This window comes from Nocardioides lacusdianchii, from assembly GCF_020102855.1.
Lineage (GTDB): Bacteria > Actinomycetota > Actinomycetes > Propionibacteriales > Nocardioidaceae > Nocardioides > Nocardioides lacusdianchii.
On record NZ_JADHZD010000005.1, the window covers coordinates 31,006 to 50,932 of the forward strand.

Here is a 19,927-nt window from a genome sequence, read left to right on the forward strand (position 1 = left end):
GCAGCCACGGCAAACGGGCCGGAGACTTGCTCGACCGCGACTTCACCGCCGAGGCGCCGAACCGGACCTGGGTCATGACTTCACCTACGTCCGAACCTGGGCCGGCTTCGTCTACACCGCGTTCATCCTCGACGTGTTTGCCCAGAAGATCGTCGCCTGGAACGTGGCACCGACCAACCCTTGGGCTGATGACCCAGTGGAGTTCGAGCAAGCCCACTACGCGACTCTCAACCGAGAGCCGGAACCCGTATAGGAGCGGCAGAGAACCTGGGGCGCTTCATTTGGGCACGTGCGGTGATGCCGCTAGCGTCTGCGCTGACCGCTGAGGCGTGCGCGGACCGGGACGCGCCGCGGTACCTGCATCACCGCAGGACCGTCGGTCATCAGCAGGAGTGCGCCGCGACGCCAGCGGCGTAGGGGGAAGCTGCAACGTGATCACATGGGTGGTGCGCCGCGTCGCGCCCGAGGACCGGACCGAGTGGGAGCGGCTCTACCTGGGCTACTGCGCGTTCTACGAGCGCGAGGTCACCCGGGCGCAGCTGGACACGCTCTGGACGTGGATCCAGGAGCGCCGTCTCGTCTCGTTCGTGGCATGCTCGGCCCAAGATCCTGGAGAGCTCGCCGGCCTCGCTCACGTCCGTGAGTTCATCCGTCCGGTGGCCGGCGTGGTGGCCGGATTCCTCGACGACCTGTACGTCGACCCCGCGCACCGGGGCACCGGCGTCGTCCAGTCCCTCCTCGACGCAGTCCGCGAGCACGCGAGCGCCGAGGGGTGGGAGCGGGTCCGCTGGATCACCGCGGAGTCCAACGGCCGGGCACGTGCGGTCTACGACCGCGTGGCCACCCGTACGGCCTGGGTCACCTACGACATGACCGACATCGACGCGGAGATGCGCGCATGACCCGGCTGGCTGACCTGCTCGCTGACGTCGACCGGGCGGGGCAGGCGCACTTCCTGACGCCCGTCTGCCTGGTGCCCAACGGTAGGGGCGCACCTCGGCCACGTGGCCGGTCCGCTGCTGCGGATGGACGTCCTGCGGCGGATTCTCCGGTGGTCCGGAGCGGGCACGGAGCGTGAAGGTCCGATGACTGACGAGGACCTCCTGCGCATGGCTTCTATGGTGCGTTCGGTCCGCTGGGCGCTACTTGTGCGCCTCCTTCTGGAAGCTGGCGCAGACAATGACGTACTGGGTCAATCTGCTGCAACGTTCCGTGCCTACGCTCAGAGTGAGGAGTTCTGGCGCGGGCAGCATCCCCGGATCTTCGACACGTCGAGCTGACCCGTCACCTGTTCCGTGCCTTCGATCCAGGATGTGCACTGCAGACTCGAAGTGTCGTCGCTGCAGATTGACAGGTGATTGCGCGCGTATGACCTGCAGACTCCGCAATCGTCGGCACATGTGCGAGCGGGCCGCTTCCCGCCCGACGATGGGATCGAACAGGTGTTCTATTCTGGAGCATGCCTCGCCAGCCGCCGTTCCACGTGTGGGTGGACCTGACGGGCCGGTGGTCCGTGCCCGCGCCCGGCGTTCTCCTCGCGTGGAGGCACTCTGATCGCCGAGGTTGGGAGGCGTGGGTGGTGCGCGTCGAGTCCTACTCGACCGGCACCGGGTCCGAGGTGCTCATGTCCCAGTCGTGGGTGTCGGCTGCCCTGGTGCGCCCCGCGGACAATCACGTGAGCCCGCGCGGTCAGGTCAGTCGAACCTGACGAAGGCCCGCAGCGACCCGTCGTCCAGGTCGCGGACCTCCGCGAATCCCAGCGACTCGTAGAACGCCCGCTGTCCGGGCTCGTCGTCGGTGAGCAGCACCTTCTGCCGGACGTGCTCGAAGGGTGCCATGACCTCGGTCACGAGTCGCTTGCCCAGCCCGCCGCCCTGCTCGTCGGGGTGGACCAGCACGTCCTGCAGGTAGGCGATGGTGGCGCCGTCGCTGACGACCCGGGCGAGGCCCACCAGTCGGCCTCCGCGTCGCGCGGTGACCACGTGTGCCGAGCCTCGCACCGCCCGCTCGAGGGTGTCGAGGTCGCGGGTGTAGGCCGCCCAGCCGACGGCGTCGTACAGGCCGGCGAGCTCGTCCCGGTCGGGGATCATCGCTGCGGAGGTCTCGATCGTCACGGGCGGATCCTCCGCGACGCGGGCGGAGTCCGCAATCGGATTGTGGGTGCGCCGCGCCTCAGAAGAGCTCGAGGACGGTCGTGATGTTCACTCCGTGGGGCCCAGGCTCCTGCCGCTCGACCTCGGTGAAGCCGAGCTCCGCGAGCACGCGGCGCGATGCGGCGTTCCAGTCCCACACGTCGGCCCACAGTCGGGGGTAGCCGTTCTCGCGGGCCCAGTCGACGACGGCTTGGGCCGCCTCGGTGGCGTAGCCCCGCCCGTGGGCGGCGGCGAGGAGCTCGTAGGCGAGCTCGGGCTCGTCCGGGGGTCGGCCGTGGACGGCGAAGAGCCCGCAGTAGCCGACGATCTCTCCGGTCCCGCGGACCTCGACGGCGAGGACGGTGAGGCCGGCTGCAAGGGCCTCGTCGCGCAGCTGTGCGGCGATGTCCTCGACGGTGGGGCGGTCGTCGGCGTCGAGGCGCCGGCGGGCCGGGACGCGTGGGTCGCGCTCGACCCACAGCTGGCGATAGACCGACGCCTCGCCCTCCAGCCGGGGCCGGAGGACGAGGCGTGCGGTCTCGAGGTGGCGGAGCACCGGAAGTCCGGTCATGCCCGCCAGTGTGTCAGCGGTTCGGCGAGGCCGGGGGAGGCATGTGCTGCGTGGCCTCGGGGTCGTACGACGAACCGGTGGTGTTGGCCGTGGACGTCGACGTCCAGTCAGTGCCGGTGCTGCTGCCGGTGCTGCCGGTGCTGTAGCCGTTGCCCGTGCCGGAGCCGGTGTGCTGGCCGACCTCGTCGCGGGCACGGTCGGCGCCCACACGAGCGTCCTGCTTGGCCTGGCTCGCGGCGTTCGAACCCTTGTCGCGGGCCTGGCGCAGCAGGTCGGCGGCGATGTCGCGACCACCGAGGCCGAAGGCCAGGGCGAGGCCCAGGGCGAGGGCGAACATGATGGCGGTGAAGGCGATCCGCACGATCTCGGGAGCGATCTGGAGCTGCTCGAGGATCATGAAGAACGCGATCGTCATGATGACCGCAGGAGCGACGGCGCCGACCACCTTGCCGGTGGGGGTGTCACCCATGAAGCGGGCGACGGCGCCGGCGATCGCGCCGGAGAGCAGCGCGGCGACGATGAAGATCACGATGGCAACGATGACGTTGGGCAGGTAAGCCAGGACGTCGTTCATGAAGCCCGTGGCGGCCGGGATGCCGAGCGCACCGATCGCGGTCGTGATGAAGAAGATGAAGATGAGCCAGAAGACGACGCGGGCGATGCCGTTGGCCGCCGAGGCTCCCGGCAGGACCGCGTCGACGTAGCGGTTGGCGGAGCTCTCGTGGAGTCGCCGGTCGATGCCGACCTTCTCCAGGAGCTTGCCGACCACGCCGGCGACGACCTTCGCCACGATGTAGCCGACCAGCAGGATGACGACGAATCCCAGCAAGTTGGGCAGGAAGTCGAAGAACCCGTCGGTCGCGTTCTGGAAGCTGTCACCGATGTCCATGGGGGTGTCCTTTCGTTCGGTACCTCCGACTTTGGTCGCAGGCCAGCCCTTCCAACACCTCCCGACGGACGACATATCTGGCGCGCTTCGGGGTAGGACCACCCTCAGGGAGGACGTCGAGGACGAGCTCGCACCCGCCACGACCACCGGACCACCGGTGCAGGCCTCCTACGCCGGCACCGCCACCTCGCCGTAGAGCGTCGTGCGCTGGCGCAGCGGACGCCCGGCCTCGCGGGCGATCGCTGCCAGGTCGTCGGACGTCAGACCCTGGCCGTGGCTCGCGCCCGCGGCGCGGCTGATGTTCTCGTCCATGAGCGTCCCGCCGAGGTCGTCGACGCCCGCGGCCAGCAGCTGCCCGGCGCCGACCGGACCGAGCTTCACCCACGACGCCTGCACGTGGTCGATGTCGTCGGCGTACGCGATGCGGGCGACCGCGTGCACGAGGACGGTCTCGCGCCACGTCGGACCCCGCCTGGCCCCGCGCTTGAGGTAGATCGGGGCCGCCATGTGCACGAAGGGCAGCCCGACGAACTCGGTGAAGCCGCCGGTCTCCCGCTGGAGCGCCCGGGTGCGGAGCAGGTGGCGCACCCAGTGGCGCGGGTGCTCGACCGAGCCGAACATCATCGTCACGTTGCTGCGCAGCCCGACGGAGTGCGCGACGCGGTGCACCTCGAGCCACTCCTCGGTGGTGACCTTGTCGGGGCACAGCACCGCACGGACCTCGTCGTCGAGGATCTCCGCGGCGGTGCCGGGCAGCGAGCGCAGCCCGGCGTCCTTGAGCCGGAGCAGGTAGCTCTCCAGCGGCTCCTCGAGCCGGCGCGAGCCCTCGAGCACCTCCAGCGCGGTGAAGCCGTGGATGTGGATCTCCGGGACCCGCTCGTGCACGGCGCGGGTGACGTCGACGTAGAAGTTGCCGTCGAAGCTCGGGTGGATGCCGCCCTGGAGGCACACCTCCGTCGCGCCGAGCGCCGCCGCCTCCTCGCTGCGGTCGGCGACGTCGTCGAGGGTGAGCAGGTAGGGCTTGCCGCGCAGGTTGAGCGACAGCGGACCCTTGGAGAAGCCGCAGAACGTGCACTTGTAGGTGCAGACGTTGGTGTAGTTGATGTTGCGGTTCACCACGTAGGTCACCTCGTCGCCGACCACGCGCCGGCGGACCTCGTCGGCGACCTCCGCGACGGCGCCGACCTCGCGCCCGCGCGCGGCGAAGAGGGCCTCGAGCTCCTCGGCACCCGGGTCCTGCCCGAGGCGTACGCCGTCCAGCACCTCGCGCACCCGGCCGGTCACCGCGCCGCCGCGCGCGGGCACGAGCGTCACGGGGTCGACGCCGGCACCGGAGAACCACGTCGTGGAGCGCCGCCCGACCTGCACCACCTCTGCGCCGGTGCCGACGTTGGCGGCGTCGCGGTGGCGCTCGGGCCACAGCGCGCCGGGGTCGTCGCGCGCCAGCAGCTCGGCGTCGGCGCGGTCGAGCACCGGGAAGCGCACGGCCTGGTCGAGCCAGCGCTCGGGCTCCGCGGCGTGCTCGGGGTAGATCGTGAGCCGCGGTGCGAGCTCGTGGCCCGCCGCCTCGGTGGCCGCCCCCAGCGTCTCGAGCGAAGGCCAGGGGCGCTCGGGGTTGACGTGGTCGGCCGTCACCGGCGAGACCCCGCCCCAGTCGTCGATGCCGGCGGCGAGCAGTCCCGCGAGCTCCTCGGGCGCGGAGAGGTTGGGCGGCGCCTGGAGGTGCACGTCGTCGGGCAGCACCAGGCGGGCCAGCGCGATCGCGCGGATGTGGTCCTCGTGCGGGCACGGGGCGGCGTCGCGCATCGCCGTGCCCGGCTTGGGCAGGAAGTTCTGCACGATCACCTCCTGCACGTGCCCGTGCTCCAGGTGCGCGGCGGCAATGGCCTCCAGCGCCTCGACGCGGTCGGCCTCGGTCTCGCCGATCCCGACCAGGATGCCGGTGGTGAAGGGGATCGCCAGGCGTCCGGCGAGGTCGAGGGTGGCGAGGCGGCGGGCCGGCTCCTTGTCGGGCGCGCCGCGGTGGGCGGCCAGGTCGGGCCGCAGGCTCTCAACCATCATCCCCTGCGACGCGCACGACGTACGCAGTGCGGCGAGGTCGTCGCGACCGATCGCCCCGGCGTTGGCGTGCGGCAGGAGGCCGGTCTCGGCGAGCACCAGGGCGCTCGCCTCGGCGAGGTAGGACACCGTGGACGCGTGGCCGTGGGCGGCGAGCCACTCGGCAGCCGCGGGGTAGCGCAGCTCGGGCGCCTCGCCGAGGGTGAAGAGCGCCTCGTGGCAGCCCGCGGCGGCGCCCTGGCGGGCGATCGCCAGCACCTCGTCGAGCGAGAGGTAGGGCGCGGTGGCGGTGCGCGGGGACTCGGCGAAGGTGCAGTAGCCGCAGCGGTCTCGGCACAGCTTGGTCAGCGGGATGAAGACCTTGGGCGAGTAGGTGACGCGCTTGCCGAAGAGCGCGTCGCGGTGCTGCGAGGCGCGGTCGAGCAGCTCGGCGGTGGGCAGCCCGGTGAGCGACGTCATGTCGCCATGATGGGGGGTCGGTGGTGCCCGGGGGACACCGTGGCCACCCATGGGTCACCATCTCCTCATGACGACCTCGCCGCTCACCATCGGTTACAAGGCCTCGGCCGAGCAGTTCGGCCCGCGCGAGCTCGTCGGGCTCGGCACCCGTGCCGAGGAGGTCGGCCTCGACAGCGTCTGGCTCAGCGACCACCTCCAGCCCTGGCGCCACGAGGGCGGCCACGCCCCCAACGCGCTCGCGGTGCTCGCCGCACTCGGCGAGCGCACCGACCGGGTGGTGCTCGGCACGAGCGTGCTCACCCCGACCTTCCGCTACAACCCGGCCGTCCTGGCCCAGCAGTTCGCCACCCTCGCCCTGCTCGACCCGGGCCGCGTGGTGCTCGGCGTCGGCACCGGTGAGGCGCTCAACGAGATCTCCGTCGGGCTCGGGGAGTGGCCGGACTTCAAGGAGCGCTGGGCGCGGCTGCGCGAGGCCGTACGCCTCATGCGCGCGCTCTGGGCCGGCGAGCGCGTCACCTTCGACGGCGACTACTACCGCACCGTCGACGCCACGATCTACGACCGGCCCGACGGCGGCGTGCCGATCTACGTCGCAGCCGGCGGCCCGCAGATGGCGAAGTACGCCGGCCGCGTGGGCGACGGCTTCATCTGCACGAGCGGCAAGGGGATGGACCTCTACACCGACAAGCTGCTGCCCGCGGTCGCCGAGGGCCTCGAGGCGGCGGACCGGCCGTCCGACGACATCGTCCGGATGATCGAGATCAAGCTGTCCTACGCCCCCACCCGCGAGGAGGCGCTCGACAACACCCGCTTCTGGGCGCCGCTGTCGCTGAGCGCGGAGCAGAAGCACCAGCTCGACGACCCGGTGGAGATGGCTGCCGCCGCCGACCGGCTGCCGATCGAGCAGGTGGCCTCGCGCTGGATCGTCGAGACCACGCCCGAGGCGGTCGTCGACGCCGTACGCCCCTACGTCGAGGCGGGCTTCGACCACCTCGTCTTCCACGCACCGGGCCACGACCAGGAGGCGTTCCTCTCGTCCTTCGGCGCCGAGGTGCTGCCGGGGCTCCGCGAGCTCGGCGGCTGAGCCGGCCCCACGAGTTGGGGTGAGGCGAGCGTCGGTGGGCGCGCCTAGCGTCGTGCGTACGCCGACCACCTCAGGAGGATCCGTGGGCCACCGACCGCCGAAGGACGTGCAGGAAGCCGCGCAGCGCGCGGAGCGCTGGATCGAGGAGGGGAAGGCCGGCAGGGGCTTCACCGACACCGGCCGCCAGCGTGCCGCCCAGCTCGCGAAGCGCGAGGAGGTGAGCGACGAGGTGGTGAAGAAGATGCAGGCCTACTTCGCCCGGCACACCGTCGACAAGGACGCCGAGGGCTTCAGTGGCGGCGACGACGGCTACCCCTCGCCCGGCCGGGTGGCGTGGGACGCGTGGGGCGGCGACGCCGGGGAGCGCTGGGTCGGCACCATCGACCTCGACGACTGACGCACCCGCGGGCCGGAGCAGGCCCCGACGGGTGTGGTGGCGCGTCGGTGGACGTGCCTATGGTCCTTCGACGATGAGCTCCCACACCGGCGCCCACGACGGGCGCGTCCTCAGCCTCACCTACACCAGTGCGGCCACGCGCCTCCTCTCGGTCGGCCAGCTGGTCGAGCTCATCGAGCAGATCCGCCCCAAGAACGAGCGCCTCGGCGTGACCGGCCTGCTGCTCTACAGCGGCGGCAACGTCATCCAGACGCTCGAGGGTGACACGTCGTCGGTCGAGTCGGTCTTCGACGCCATCCGTGCCGACGCGCGCCACAGCGGCGTACGCGTGGTGGACAGGCGACTCGCCGACGAGCGCGCCTTCACCTCCTGGTCGATGGGCTTCCGCAACATCAGCGCCCGCGAGGTCGCCGAGCTCCAGGACTTCACCGCGTTCGCGCGCGAGTCCGTCGGCGACGACCTCAGCGCCCACGCGGTGGCGGCCTTCAGCCTGCTCGACACCTTCCGCGTCAACGCCGTCTGAGTGTCGCCGGACCCACCTCGACGGGCGGTGAGGGGTTTCGCGGGGCGCCGTAGGGTCGGATCCATGCAGACTCGCACCCTCGGACATCAGCAGGTCGGCGCCATCGGCCTGGGCCTGATGACCTTCGACCAGACCGGCACCCAGCCGCGCCAGCAGCTCCTCGACACCGTCACCGCCGCGCTCGACGCCGGCGTCACGCTGTTCGACACCGCCGACGCCTACGGGCCCGGCGACGAGAAGGGGGCGGGCGCCCAGGGTGAGAACGAGCGACTGATCGCCTCGATCCTCGACGAGCTCGGCGTCCGCGACCGCGTGCTGCTCGCCACCAAGGGCGGCCACGTCCGCACCGACGGCGGCGGCTGGGACACCGACAGCTCGGCCGAGCACCTCCGCAGCGCCGTCGACGCCAGCCTCCAGCGGCTCGGGGTCGAGCAGATCGCGCTGTGGCAGCACCACCGGCCGGACCCGAAGGTCCCCTACGACGAGGTCATCGGCACGCTGAAGGAGATCGCCGACAGCGGCAAGGTCGCCCGCGTGGGGCTGTCCAACGCCGACCCCGACCAGATCCGCGCCGCGCACGCCGTCCTCGGTGACGCGCTGGCGAGCGTGCAGAACCAGTTCAGCCCGAAGTTCCGCAGCAGCAAGCCCGAGATCGACGTGTGCGACGAGCTCGGCCTCGCCTTCCTGCCGTGGAGCCCGCTCGGCGGCCTGGGTGACGCCAAGGAGCTGGCCGAGAAGCACCCGGCCTTCGCCGAGATCGCCACTGAGCGCGGGGTGAGCGCCCAGCAGGTGGCGCTGGCCTGGGAGCTCGCGCAGTCGCCGGTCGTCATCCCGATCCCCGGCGCCAAGCGGCCCTCGTCCATCACCGACTCGGCGGCCGCGGCCGACATCGAGCTGACGTCCGACGAGGTCGCCCGCCTCGACGCGAGCTGACGCAGGTGGCACGACCGCTGCTCGCCCGCGCCGTCGACGCGGCGATGGACCGCTCCCTGGTCCTCGGCTACACCACGATCGGCCTCGCCGTGCGGCGTACGCTGCCCGGCTGGCCGGCGGACCCGCCCGCGGGTGCCCTGGCCGGTCGCCACGTGCTCGTCACCGGCGCCAGCTCCGGGCTCGGCATCGCGACCGTGGAGGGCCTGGCCCGGCTGGGCGCCACGGTCCACATGCTCGTGCGTGACGAGGAGAAGGGCGCCGGTGTCGCGGACCGGCTGCGGGCGGTGCTGCCCGGGACCGAGCTACGGCTGTGGCGCTGCGACGTCGGTGACCTCGACGACGTACGCCGCTTCGCCGCCGACTTCGCAGAAGAGGTCCCCGAGCTGCACGCGATCGTGCACAACGCCGGCGTGATGCCGCCGACGCGCACCGAGTCCGCGCAGGGCCACGAGCTCAGCATGGCGGTGCACGTCCTCGGGCCGGTCGTGATGACCGAGGCGCTGCGTGGGCCGCTCGTGGGCGGTCGGGCGGTGCTGGTCAGCAGCGGCGGGATGTACGGCCAGGCGCTGCGCGCCGACGACCCGGAATACCTCACCGGCGACTACTCACCTACGACGGCGTACGCGCGGTCCAAGCGGATGCAGGTCGAGATGGGCCCGCTGCTCGGCGAGCGGTGGGCCGGCGACGGCATCACCGTGGCCACGATGCACCCCGGCTGGGCCGACACCCCCGGCGTGCAGGAGTCGCTGCCGCGATTCCGCTCGATCACCCGGCCGGTGCTGCGCGACGACGCCCAGGGCGCCGACACGAGCGTGTGGCTCGCCGCGGTCGAGCCGGCACCGCCCACGGGTCGCTTCTGGCACGACCGGGTCGAGCGGCCCACCAGCATCCTGCCCACCACGCGGCCGAACCCGGATGCCCGGGCGCGGGCGTGGCTCTGGCTCACCGAGGCCGCCGGGCTGGGCTGAGCGGCGACCCCTAGGGTGGCGCGGGTGCTGAGCCTGCAGATCGACGACGCCCGCCTGTCCGACCTCGAGACGTGGCACGCCGAGCAGCTCGCCGGGCTGTTCCGAGCGCACGGCGAGGACTTCTACGACTGGCTGCCGTGGGAGGGCTTCGAGGACGTCGAGGGTGCCCGCGGGTTCATCGACAGCTTCACCAGGGGCCGGGGCGAGGGCACCCGCCGCCTGTACGGCATCTGGATCGGGGACGAGCTGGTGGGCGGGACGCTCTTCCCGAGCATCAACGCACGGTCCCGGATCGCCGAGGTCGGTGTCTTCCTCGCCGCCTCGGCCCGCGGTCGCGGCATCGTCACCCGCGCCGTCGCGGCCATGCTCGACTGGGCGTTCACCGAGCGCGGGCTGCACCGCGTCGAGTGGCGCTGCGCCCCGGGCAACCTCGCCAGCAGGCGCGTCGCCGAGCGCCTCGGGCTCACCCACGAGGGCACCCTCCGCGAGGTGTTCCCCGTGCGCGAGGAGCGCCAGGACCTCGAGGTGTGGGCGATCCTGTCCCGCGAGTGGTCCGGCCTGCCGCCTCGGCAGTAGGCCGGACCACCCGTCGAGGTCAGACCTTCGTACGTCGCTGCGGCCGCTCGTCGCGGATCGGTCCGGGAGTGGTGCCGTTGACGCGCGCCACCTCCCCGGCCACCTCGGCTGCGAGCAGACGGCGCTCGGCGCGCTCGATGAGCCAGGTCTCGTGCAGCAGCGCCTTCGCGGTCGCCACCATCATCGCGATCATCACCAGGCTGAACGGCAGCGCCAGCAGGATGGCCATGGTCTGGAGGGCGCTGAGGCCGTCCTGTCCGGTCACGGCGCCGGCGATGAGCAGCGTGGCTGCGATCAGCCCCTCCAGCACGGCCCAGAACACCCGGGACCAGACCGGCGGCTGGGGGTTGCCGCCGCTGGCGAGCATGTCGACGACGAACGATCCCGAGTCCGAGCTCGTCACGAAGAAGACGATCACCAGGATCATCGCTGCGACGCTGAGCAGGCCCGAGGCGGGCAGCCCTTCGATGAACTGGAACAGCGCGGCGTCGGTCGAGACCGCGCCGTCCTCGCCGACCAGCCCGCCCTCGCCGAACATCTCGCGGTAGATGGCGGACCCGCCGAGGACCGAGAACCAGACGAACGTCACGAGCGTCGGCACGAGCAGCACGCCGGTGACGAACTCGCGGACGGTGCGCCCGCGGGAGATGCGGGCGATGAAGACGCCGACGAACGGCGCCCAGCTCATCCACCAACCCCAGTAGAAGGTCGTCCAGCCGGACAGCCAGGCGGTTCCCTCCTCGCCCTGGAAGCTCATCGTGCGGAACGACAGCTCGAGGAAGTTGCGGCCGTAGGAACCGAGCTGCTGGACGAAGTCGCCCAGGATGAAGACGGTGGGCCCGAGGATAGCCACGGTCAGGAGGAGCGCGGCGGCCAGGCCCATGTTGATGTTGGACAGCCACTTGATGCCCTTGTCGACGCCGGTGGCCACGGAGACGATCGCGATCAGGCTGATGCCGACGATGAGGGCGACCTTGAGGGTGGTCGACGCCTCGTCGACGACACCGAGGTAGGCCAGGCCGGCGCTGACCTGGCTGACGCCGAAGCCCAGCGAGGTCGCGACACCGAAGATGGTGCCGATGATGGCGATCACGTCGATGACGTCACCGAGCGCGCCCTTGACCCGGTCGCCGAAGAGCGGCTCGAGGGCCCAGCGGATCGAGACCGGTCGCCCCTTGCGGTGCACGGCGTACGCGACCGCCAGGCCGACGACCACGTAGATGCCCCACGCGTGCAGACCCCAGTGCAGGAAAGTGGTGTCCATCGCAGCCCGGGCGGCCGCGGCGTCGCCGTCGGCGGTGCCGGGCGGCGGTGAGGCGAAGTGGTTGAGCGGCTCGGCAACGCCCCAGAACACCAGGCCGATGCCCATGCCGGCGGCGAAGAGCATCGCGAACCACGACTTGAGGCCGAACTCGGGCTCCTCGTCGTCCTTGCCGAGCACCACCCTGCCCATCGGGGAGAAGGCCACCCACAGCGAGAAGGCGATGAACGAGCTCACCAGCAGGACGTAGTACCAGCCGAGGTCGCCGATGACGGTGTCGTTGAGGGTGCTCAGGGTGTCGCCGAGGCGCGCGGGCAGTGCCAGGGCCAGGCCGACGAACACCAGGATGATCGCGGCGGCGGGCCAGAACACCCGCGGCGCGGTGATCTTCGCATCGGGGCGCAGGCCGTCTTGGACGGGGACGTCCGCCTCGAGCGGCGGCGTCGGGGGACTGTCGGGGGAGCTGGACACGTTTCTTTCCTCACTGGTGGATCGGTCGGTCTCGGTCGCAGAGCCATAGACCTTTCCACATCTCGGCCCGAGAGCGCATCTGACGGGGGTCGGATGGGTACAGGGGCGAGTTGCTCGCCGGTAGTCCACCGGGATCTGGTCCTCCCCACGCGGCTGGCCCACCACTTCCCGGTGGACTACGCCCCGGCCCGGGACGCGCCGCCCAGAAATCTTGACTCGTTCAAGAAAAGGCGGCAGGCTGGCGGCGATGGACGACCACGACTTCGAGCACCTGCTCCGTGGCGCAGAGCTGCGGGTCACCCGCCCGCGCCTCGCGGTGCTGCGCGCCGTACGCCGCCACCCGCACGCCGACACCGGCAGCGTCCTGGCGGCCGTGCGCGTCGAGCAGCCGGCCGTGTCGCACCAGGCGGTCTACGACGTCCTCGGCGTGCTCTCCGAGTCGGGCCTGGTCCGCCGGATCCAGCCCGCCGGCTCCGTCGCCCGCTACGAGCTGCGCGTCGGCGACAACCACCACCACGTCGTCTGCCGCTCCTGCGGCGAGGTGGCCGACGTCGACTGCGCGGTCGGCGTACGCCCGTGCCTCGACGCCTCCGACACCCACGGCTTCGTCATCGACGAGGCCGAGGTCACCTACTGGGGCACCTGCCCCGCCTGCTCCACCGACCGCACGCCATCCCAGTCCCGCACCACGGAAGGAACCCGATGACCGACAGCGAGAACACCGGCCCCGAGAGCCCGCAGGGCGTCGACCGCAAGGCCGAGGCCGGGTGCCCGGTCATGCACGACTCCGCCACCGCCGAGGGCAGCGAGAGCGAGAACCCCGTCATCGACTCGCCCGAGCCCAAGCAGGGCCGGCCCCACACCAACCAGGACTGGTGGCCCAACCAGCTGGACCTGTCGGTGCTGCACGCGCACTCGCCGAAGGGCAACCCGCTCGGCGCCGACTTCAGCTACCGCGAGGCCTTCGCGCAGCTCGACGTCGAGGCGCTGAAGTCAGACATCGCCCAGACGCTGCGGACCTCGCAGGACTGGTGGCCCGCCGACTTCGGCCACTACGGCGGCCTGATGATCCGGATGAGCTGGCACTCCGCGGGCACCTACCGCGTCTTCGACGGCCGCGGCGGCGCGGGCGACGGCGGCCAGCGCTTCGCCCCGCTCAACTCGTGGCCCGACAACGCCAACCTCGACAAGGCCCGCCGGCTGCTGTGGCCGGTGAAGCAGAAGTACGGCCAGAAGATCTCGTGGGCCGACCTGCTCGTGCTCGCCGGCAACGTGGCGCTCGAGGACATGGGCTTCGAGACCTTCGGCTTCGCCTTCGGCCGCGAGGACGTGTGGGAGCCCGAGGAGATCTACTGGGGACCCGAGGACACCTGGCTCGGCGACGAGCGCTACGCCGGTGAGCGCGAGCTCTCCGACGGCCTCGGCGCGGTCCAGATGGGTCTCATCTACGTCAACCCCGAGGGCCCCAACGGCAACCCGGACCCGGTCGCCTCGGCGCGCGACATCCGCGACACCTTCGCCCGGATGGCGATGAACGACGAGGAGACCGTCGCCCTCATCGCCGGCGGCCACACCTTCGGCAAGACCCACGGCAACGGCGACGCCGACCTCATCGGCCCGGAGCCCGAGGGTGCCCCGATCGAGAACCAGGGCCTCGGGTGGATCAGCTCGTACGGCTCGGGCAAGGGCGGCGACACGATCACCTCCGGCCTCGAGGTCACCTGGACCGACGTGCCGACGCAGTGGAGCAACCGCTACTTCGAGATCCTCTTCGGCTACGAGTGGGAGCTCACCGAGAGCCCGGCGGGCGCCAAGCAGTGGGTCGCCAAGACCGACGACGCGATCATCCCCGACGCCCACGACCCGTCGAAGAAGCACCGTCCCACGATGCTGACCTCCGACCTCGCGCTGCGCTTCGACCCGGCCTACGAGAAGATCTCGCGCCGTTTCCTCGAGAACCCCGAGGAGTTCCGCCTCGCCTTCGCCAAGGCCTGGTACAAGCTGCTCCACCGCGACATGGGCCCGGTCGGCCCGCACCTGCTCGGCCCGTGGGTCCCCGAGGCCCAGCTGTGGCAGGACCCGGTCCCGCCGGTCCAGGGCGAGCTCATCGGCGACACCGACATCGCCACGCTGAAGGACAGGCTGCTCGACTCGGGCCTCTCGGTCGCGCAGCTCGTGGAGCTGGCCTGGGCGTCGGCGGCCACCTACCGCGGCACCGACCGCCGCGGTGGCGCCAACGGTGCGCGCATCCGCCTGGAGCCGCAGCGCAGCTGGGACGTCCACGCCGACCTCGACCTCGACACCTCGCTCGCCGCGATCGAGCGCGTGCAGTCCGAGTTCAACGACGCGCAGTCGGGCAAGCAGGTCTCGCTCGCCGACCTCATCGTCCTCGGTGGTGCGGCCGCGATCGAGAAGGCGGCCCGCGACGCCGGCCACGAGGTGAGCGTGCCGTTCACCCCGGGCCGTACGGATGCCTCGCAGGAGGAGACCGAGGTCGACTCCTTCCGCTGGCTCGAGCCCCGCGCCGACGGCTTCCGCAACTGGATCCGCCAGGGCGAGAAGCTCCAGCCGGAGAAGCTGCTGCTGGACAAGGCCTACCTGCTCGGCCTCTCGGCCCCGCAGATGACCGTCCTCCTCGGCGGCCTGCGCGCCCTCGGCGCCAACGCCGGTGGCACCGCCCACGGCGTGCTGACCGACCGTCCGGGCACCCTCACCAACGACTTCTTCGCCAACCTGCTCTCCCCGGGGACGCAGTGGAAGGCGTCGCAGTCCGACGAGGGCGTGTACGAGATCCGCGACGCCGCGTCCGGCGACCTGCGGTGGACCGCCACTGCGGTCGACCTGGTGCTGGGCTCCAACTCGCAGCTGCGAGCGCTGTCGGAGGTCTACGCCTCCGAGGACGCGCGCGACAAGTTCGTCGGCGACTTCGTCGACGCGTGGGCCAAGGTCATGGACAACGACCGCTTCGACCTCCGCTGAGGTCGTACGCCTGATCACCGTCGGGATCCCCGGCTATCCGGGGATCCCGACAACAGCGCGGTGATCCTGGTGCGCCAGCCGCACCAGGATCACCGCACTAGCCTCGGTCCATGGTCGACCACGCCACACCGAACCTGCCGTCGCGCGACCTCGACGCCACGGCCGGCTTCTACCGCACGCTCGGCTTCGAGGTGGGCTTCCACGATCCCGGGTGGCTGATCCTGGAGCGCGGCACGATCATGCTGGAGTTCTTCCCCGATCCGGGCCTCGACCCGGCCACCACCGCGGCCGGGTGCTGCCTGCGGGTCGACGACCTCGATGGGTTGTACGCCGACTGCGTGGCCGCAGGCCTGCCCGTGACGCACCTCGGCTGGCCGAGGTTGCACCCGCCGACGGTGGAGGAGTCGGGGATGCGGATCGGCTACCTCGTCGACGCCGACGGCAACCTGCTGCGCCTCGTGCAGAACCTCTAGGCGGCTCACGCCGAGCGGACGTCATGGGAAGTGGCGGTCCGGACGACCAGTTCTCATGACGTCCGGGGGTGGACCTCGACCTCGTCGCCGACCGACATCGTGCCGGAGCCCAGCAGCCGGAAGACCGTCCCGCCGCGGGGTGAGCGCAGGGCCTGCATCGCGCCCGGACCCAGCCAGTCGTCGAGGAGCCGGCAGGGCGCGGCGATGCGGACCACCTCGAGCTCGACGTCGCCGATCGTCATCCGCTCACCGGGGCGCGTCGGGATCGGGCCGTGGTCGAGGGTGATGTTTCGCCGGGTCAGTCCCGGGTCGACCGGTCGCCCGAGCACCTCAGCGGCGACCGCGAGGTCGTCGAGCGCCTGCACGGTGACGTGGCGGTGCTTCGTGCCGTGGTAGCGGTCGCCCACCAGGCCGGTCCCGGCCTCGGCCTCGACCGACGGCACGGACTTCGTCGGGATCTTCCGGCCCGGGGCGAGGTGGATGGAGTGGACGCGGGAGCTCACTCAGCGACCGTACGTCGAGCGGTCTAGTCGACCGGGCCCGACAGCCGCGGGGAGTGCTACACCTGACGGGTCGGACGTCAGGAGGTCGGATGAGCACCACGCCCTGGCAGCTGCCGCAGACCGGTGCCGGGTGGGTCACCGACGGCGGGCTGGAGACGGACCTGATCTTCCATCGCGGCATCGACCTGCCGGACTTCGCGTCCTTCCCGCTCCTCGACGACGCGGACGGCCGCGCGGTGCTGGCCGACTACTACCGCGCGTACGCCGACGTCGCCGCCCGCGCGGGCGCCGGGCTGCTGCTCGAGACGCCGACCTGGCGCGCCAACGCCGACTGGGGCGCACGCCTGGGCTACGACGCCGCCGCGCTGGCCCGCGTCAACAGCGACGCGGTCGACCTGGTGCGCGAGCTGGCCGGGGACGTCGACGTCGCCGAGGTGCTCCTCGTCGGGGCGGTCGGCCCGCGCGGCGACGGCTACGTCGCGGGCGACCTGGCGGCCGACGACTACGCCGACTACCACCGCCCGCAGCTGGCCGCGTTCGCCGAGTCGGGTGCCGACCTCGCGACGGCGTACACGCTCACGACGGTCGCCGAGGCGGTCGGCGTCGTGCGCGCTGCCCAGGACGTGGCACTGCCGGTGGGCATCTCCTTCACCGTCGAGACCGACGGCCGGCTCCCGGACGGTACGCCGCTCGGCACGGCAGTCGTCTCGCTCGACACCGCGACGGCCGCGGGCGCCGCCCACCTGCTCGTCAACTGCGCCCACCCCGACCACGTCGGACCCGGACTCGACGCGGCGGCTCCGTGGGCACAGCGGATCGCCGGGCTGCGGGTGAACTCGTCGCGGCTGAGCCACGCCGAGCTCGACGAGGCCGAGGAGCTCGACGAGGGCGACCTCGCCGACCTCGCGCGCACCACCCGCGCGCTCGCGGCGGCGCTGCCCGCCGTCAGCATCGTCGGCGGGTGCTGCGGCACTGACGCCCGCCACGTCGCGGCCATGTGGGACGGCTGGTCGCCGGTGGCCGGGGCGGGGCGAAAGTAGGAGGCGCGCTGTCGGTGGGTCGCCCTAGGGTTTCTCCGTGCCCCTGGACGACCTCGACCCGATCCCCGCGGACCCTGCTGCCCCGCTGGTCGAGGCCCACCTGCCTCCGGGCGTGGCCCGCGGACCGGAGACGCTGCGTGCGTTCCGTGCGGTGCTCGCCAACACGCTCGTCGCCAACGTCACCTCGAGCTACCTCTGGTTCGCGCTGACCTTCTGGGCCTACCTCGAGACCCGCTCGGTGATGGCCACCGCGATCATCGGCGGCGGCTTCATGCTCTTCACTGCCGTCTTCGGCACGTTCTTCGGCACGCTGGTCGACCACCACCGCAAGAAGCACGTGATGGTCGCGTCGTCGACGGTCACGCTCGTGACCTACGCACTGGCAGGCGGGATCTGGCTGGCGCTCGGCGAGGACCGGCTGGCCGACTGGGGCAGCGCCTGGTTCTGGCTCTTCGCGGCGGTCATCCTCGTCGGCGGCGTGGTGGAGAGCCTGCGCAACATCGCGCTCTCCACGACCGTGACCCTCCTCGTGCCCGAGGACGGACGCGACAAGGCCAACGGGCTGGTCGGCACGGTCCAGGGCATCGCCTTCATGATCACCAGCGTCTTCAGCGGTCTCAGCGTCGGCCTGCTTGGCATGGGGTGGACCCTGGCCATCGCGATCGCGCTGACCGGGGCGTCGCTCGTCCACCTGCTCCCCGTCGGCATCCCCGAGCTCGACCCCGAGCCCGAGGAGGGCGTCTCGCGCTTCGACGTCCGCGGCGCGGTGGCGGCGATCCGCTCGGTCCCCGGCCTGGTGGCGCTGATCCTCTTCTCCACCTTCAACAACCTGGTCAGCGGCGTCTACATCGCGCTCATGGACCCCTACGGCCTGACCCTCTTCAGCGTCGAGGCGTGGGGCATCGTGCTCGGCGTGACCGGTCTGGGCTTCGTCGTGGGCGGCGGGCTGGTCGCGAAGTTCGGGCTCGGGGCCAACCCGGTCCGCACGCTGCTGCTGGTGAACCTCGGCGTCGCGGGCCTCGGCATGACCTTCACCCTGCGCGAGTGGGCCTGGCTCTACGTCCTCGGCATCTTCCTCTTCATGTGCATCATCCCGGCGGCGGAGTCGGCCGAGCAGACGATCCTGCAGCGCGTGGTGCCCTTCCGCACCCAGGGTCGGGTGTTCGGCTTCGCGCAGAGCGTGGAGGTCGCCGCGAGCCCGATCTCGGCCTTCATGATCGGTCCGATCGCGGAGTTCTGGCTGATCCCCTACATGGAGTCCAGCGAGGGCCGCTCGACCTGGGGCTGGCTGGTCGGCAGCGGCGAGGCGCGCGGCATCGCGCTGGTCTTCATGGGAGCCGGCGCGATCATGCTGGTGACGGTGCTCGTCGCGCTGGCGTCCGCGCCCTACCGCCGGCTCTCCGACGCGTACGCCGCCGCGCCCCCGCAGCAGCTCGAGGGCGTCGCCACCCCCGACTGACCGACGTCATCAGGCGGGCATCCGGGCCCGGAGGAACCGCACCGTGCGGTCCATCGCGGCGACGAAGGCCGGCCCGAAGGCGTGCCCGTCGTCGTACCACTCCAGCGTCGAGTCGACACCGGCCGCGGTCAGCGCGCGCTGGCTGGCGCGCGCCCACTCCGGCGGGCAGGTGTCGTCGAAGCGGCCGTGCACCAGCAGCACCGGCTCGGTGATCTGGTCGAAGGCCGGGCGCGAGGAGACGCCGCGCCAGAACTCCGGGTCGTCCGCGGGCAGTCCGTGGCGTCCGCGGTAGGACGCGCGCAGCTCGGGGAGCGGGGCGTCGGGGCGCTGGAACTGCACGAAGTTCTCCGCCTCGAGGCTCGACACCGACGCCCAGCCGGTGCCGGCGGCGAAGAGGCCGGGCTCGGCCGCGAGTGCCTTGAGCATCACGCCGCCGCCCATGGAGCGGCCGAAGAGCGCGATGCGGTCGGGGTCGACGCGCACGTCGCGGGAGTCGGCCAGCGCGCGGGCCGCGGCGACGACGTCCGCGGAGTAGCCCAGGCGCACCGCGGTCTCGACGCGCGGGTCGTCGGTGGACTCGGCGTGGTTGCGGTAGTCGACGTGCAGCGCGACGAAGCCGCGCTCGGCGAGGAAGCCGCGCTCGCGCGTCATGCCCTGGCCGCGCACGTAGATCGCCGGGTCGATGTAGCCGTGGGCGAGCACGACGGCCGGCCACCCTCCGCTGCCCTGGGGCGGACGCCCGGTCGGCACGTTGAGCACGCCGCTGATCCGCAGCGGCGCGGTGCTCTCGCCCGCGGTGGTCGAGGCGAAGGTGACGTCGTACGACGTGAAGGCCGCGGTCCGCTCGCGCACCGCGCCCAGGCGCAGGTCACCGCCGGTGAGGTTGGCCTCAGCGAGGGCCGCGACGGAGATCGGGTTGGGCGGCTCCTCCTCGACCGGCTCCTCGGTCGGCTCGTCCGTGGGGGTCTCGGTCGGAGTCGGGGTCGCGTCCTCGGAGGGCGACTCGGAGGGCGACTCGCTCGACGAGGAGGACGTCGGTGTCGACGCGGGATCGTCGGACCCGGTGGTGTCCGAGCACGCGACGAGCAGGAGCAGGGGTGCCAGCGCAGAGGCGGCGCGGAGCCGGAGGCCGTCCATCGCTCCAGTGTGCG

19 protein-coding genes and 1 pseudogene are annotated in these 19,927 nt (G+C 71.9%); 13 read left to right on the forward strand and 7 right to left on the reverse strand.

What is annotated here, in order from left to right; all coding sequences use genetic code 11:
- Positions 1–23: 23 nt before the first annotated feature.
- Both IRX98_RS23745 and IRX98_RS08530 read left to right on the forward strand, forming a co-directional pair.
- A pseudogene (locus IRX98_RS23745) lies at positions 24–175 on the forward strand (DDE-type integrase/transposase/recombinase); the annotation flags it as partial.
- Positions 176–431: 256 nt separating this feature from the next.
- Positions 432–902 (forward strand): GNAT family N-acetyltransferase, encoded by a 471-nt coding sequence (locus tag IRX98_RS08530; protein WP_224275799.1) that lies wholly within the window; start codon positions 432–434, stop codon positions 900–902.
- A gap of 792 nt (positions 903–1,694) precedes the next feature.
- Here the strand turns inward: IRX98_RS08530 and IRX98_RS08535 are convergent.
- The 4 genes from IRX98_RS08535 to IRX98_RS08550 form a co-directional block, all read right to left on the reverse strand.
- Entirely contained in the window at positions 1,695–2,114 is a 420-nt protein-coding gene (locus IRX98_RS08535) for a GNAT family N-acetyltransferase (RefSeq protein WP_224275801.1), read from the reverse strand.
- A 58-nt stretch (positions 2,115–2,172) separates the two neighbouring features.
- On the reverse strand, positions 2,173–2,703 hold the full coding sequence (locus IRX98_RS08540; protein ID WP_224275803.1) for a GNAT family N-acetyltransferase: 531 nt from the start codon (positions 2,701–2,703) through the stop codon (positions 2,173–2,175).
- Between the two features lie 13 nt (positions 2,704–2,716).
- Positions 2,717–3,592 carry a mechanosensitive ion channel family protein gene (locus IRX98_RS08545; RefSeq protein WP_224275806.1) on the reverse strand — a complete coding sequence of 292 codons (876 nt, stop codon included), beginning with the start codon at positions 3,590–3,592 and terminating at the stop codon, positions 2,717–2,719.
- A gap of 168 nt (positions 3,593–3,760) precedes the next feature.
- The gene (locus IRX98_RS08550; RefSeq protein ID WP_224275808.1) at positions 3,761–6,109 is read right to left on the reverse strand and encodes a bifunctional FO biosynthesis protein CofGH; all 2,349 of its coding nucleotides are present in this window, start codon (positions 6,107–6,109) and stop codon (positions 3,761–3,763) included.
- Positions 6,110–6,176: 67 nt separating this feature from the next.
- Here IRX98_RS08550 and fgd point away from each other — a divergent pair, with 67 nt between their 5' ends.
- From fgd to IRX98_RS08580, 6 genes are all read left to right on the forward strand, one after another.
- Positions 6,177–7,193, forward strand: coding sequence for a glucose-6-phosphate dehydrogenase (coenzyme-F420) (gene fgd / locus IRX98_RS08555; protein WP_224275810.1), 1,017 nt, complete (start codon positions 6,177–6,179; stop codon positions 7,191–7,193).
- A gap of 82 nt (positions 7,194–7,275) precedes the next feature.
- Entirely contained in the window at positions 7,276–7,590 is a 315-nt protein-coding gene (locus tag IRX98_RS08560) for a hypothetical protein (RefSeq protein ID WP_224275812.1), read from the forward strand.
- A 73-nt stretch (positions 7,591–7,663) separates the two neighbouring features.
- On the forward strand, positions 7,664–8,113 hold the full coding sequence (locus tag IRX98_RS08565; RefSeq protein WP_224275814.1) for a BLUF domain-containing protein: 450 nt from the start codon (positions 7,664–7,666) through the stop codon (positions 8,111–8,113).
- A gap of 63 nt (positions 8,114–8,176) precedes the next feature.
- Positions 8,177–9,046 carry an aldo/keto reductase gene (locus tag IRX98_RS08570; protein ID WP_224275816.1) on the forward strand — a complete coding sequence of 290 codons (870 nt, stop codon included), beginning with the start codon at positions 8,177–8,179 and terminating at the stop codon, positions 9,044–9,046.
- 5 nt (positions 9,047–9,051) lie between these two features.
- Entirely contained in the window at positions 9,052–10,014 is a 963-nt protein-coding gene (locus tag IRX98_RS08575) for an SDR family NAD(P)-dependent oxidoreductase (RefSeq protein WP_224275818.1), read from the forward strand.
- 24 nt (positions 10,015–10,038) lie between these two features.
- Positions 10,039–10,590, forward strand: coding sequence for a GNAT family N-acetyltransferase (locus IRX98_RS08580; RefSeq protein WP_224275820.1), 552 nt, complete (start codon positions 10,039–10,041; stop codon positions 10,588–10,590).
- 19 nt (positions 10,591–10,609) lie between these two features.
- Here the strand turns inward: IRX98_RS08580 and IRX98_RS08585 are convergent, their stop codons facing one another.
- Positions 10,610–12,322: a BCCT family transporter gene (locus tag IRX98_RS08585; RefSeq protein WP_224275822.1), complete on the reverse strand. Its 1,713-nt coding sequence runs from the start codon at positions 12,320–12,322 to the stop codon at positions 10,610–10,612.
- Between the two features lie 247 nt (positions 12,323–12,569).
- On the opposite strand from IRX98_RS08585, the gene IRX98_RS08590 reads away from it, so the two are divergent.
- The 3 genes from IRX98_RS08590 (at position 12,570) to IRX98_RS08600 (ending at position 15,774) form a co-directional block, all read left to right on the forward strand.
- Positions 12,570–13,028 (forward strand): Fur family transcriptional regulator, encoded by a 459-nt coding sequence (locus tag IRX98_RS08590; RefSeq protein WP_224275823.1) that lies wholly within the window; start codon positions 12,570–12,572, stop codon positions 13,026–13,028.
- On the forward strand, positions 13,025–15,301 hold the full coding sequence (gene katG / locus IRX98_RS08595; protein ID WP_224275825.1) for a catalase/peroxidase HPI: 2,277 nt from the start codon (positions 13,025–13,027) through the stop codon (positions 15,299–15,301). The genes IRX98_RS08590 and katG overlap by 4 nt, the downstream gene beginning before the upstream one ends.
- 110 nt (positions 15,302–15,411) lie before the next feature.
- Positions 15,412–15,774, forward strand: a complete 363-nt coding sequence (locus IRX98_RS08600) for a bleomycin resistance protein (RefSeq protein WP_224275827.1) — start codon at positions 15,412–15,414, stop codon at positions 15,772–15,774.
- A gap of 53 nt (positions 15,775–15,827) precedes the next feature.
- On the opposite strand, the gene IRX98_RS08605 is transcribed toward IRX98_RS08600, so the two are convergent.
- The gene (locus IRX98_RS08605; protein WP_224275829.1) at positions 15,828–16,277 is read right to left on the reverse strand and encodes an MOSC domain-containing protein; all 450 of its coding nucleotides are present in this window, start codon (positions 16,275–16,277) and stop codon (positions 15,828–15,830) included.
- 89 nt (positions 16,278–16,366) lie between these two features.
- On the opposite strand from IRX98_RS08605, the gene IRX98_RS08610 reads away from it, so the two are divergent.
- A complete protein-coding gene (locus IRX98_RS08610; protein ID WP_224275831.1) occupies positions 16,367–17,317 on the forward strand; it encodes a homocysteine S-methyltransferase family protein in 951 nt (316 codons plus the stop codon).
- 37 nt (positions 17,318–17,354) lie between these two features.
- Positions 17,355–18,776 (forward strand): MFS transporter, encoded by a 1,422-nt coding sequence (locus IRX98_RS08615; protein ID WP_224275833.1) that lies wholly within the window; start codon positions 17,355–17,357, stop codon positions 18,774–18,776.
- A 9-nt stretch (positions 18,777–18,785) separates the two neighbouring features.
- Here IRX98_RS08615 and IRX98_RS08620 read toward each other — a convergent pair whose 3' ends face one another.
- A complete protein-coding gene (locus IRX98_RS08620; protein ID WP_224275835.1) occupies positions 18,786–19,913 on the reverse strand; it encodes an alpha/beta hydrolase family protein in 1,128 nt (375 codons plus the stop codon).
- Between the last annotated feature and the right edge of the window lie 14 nt (positions 19,914–19,927).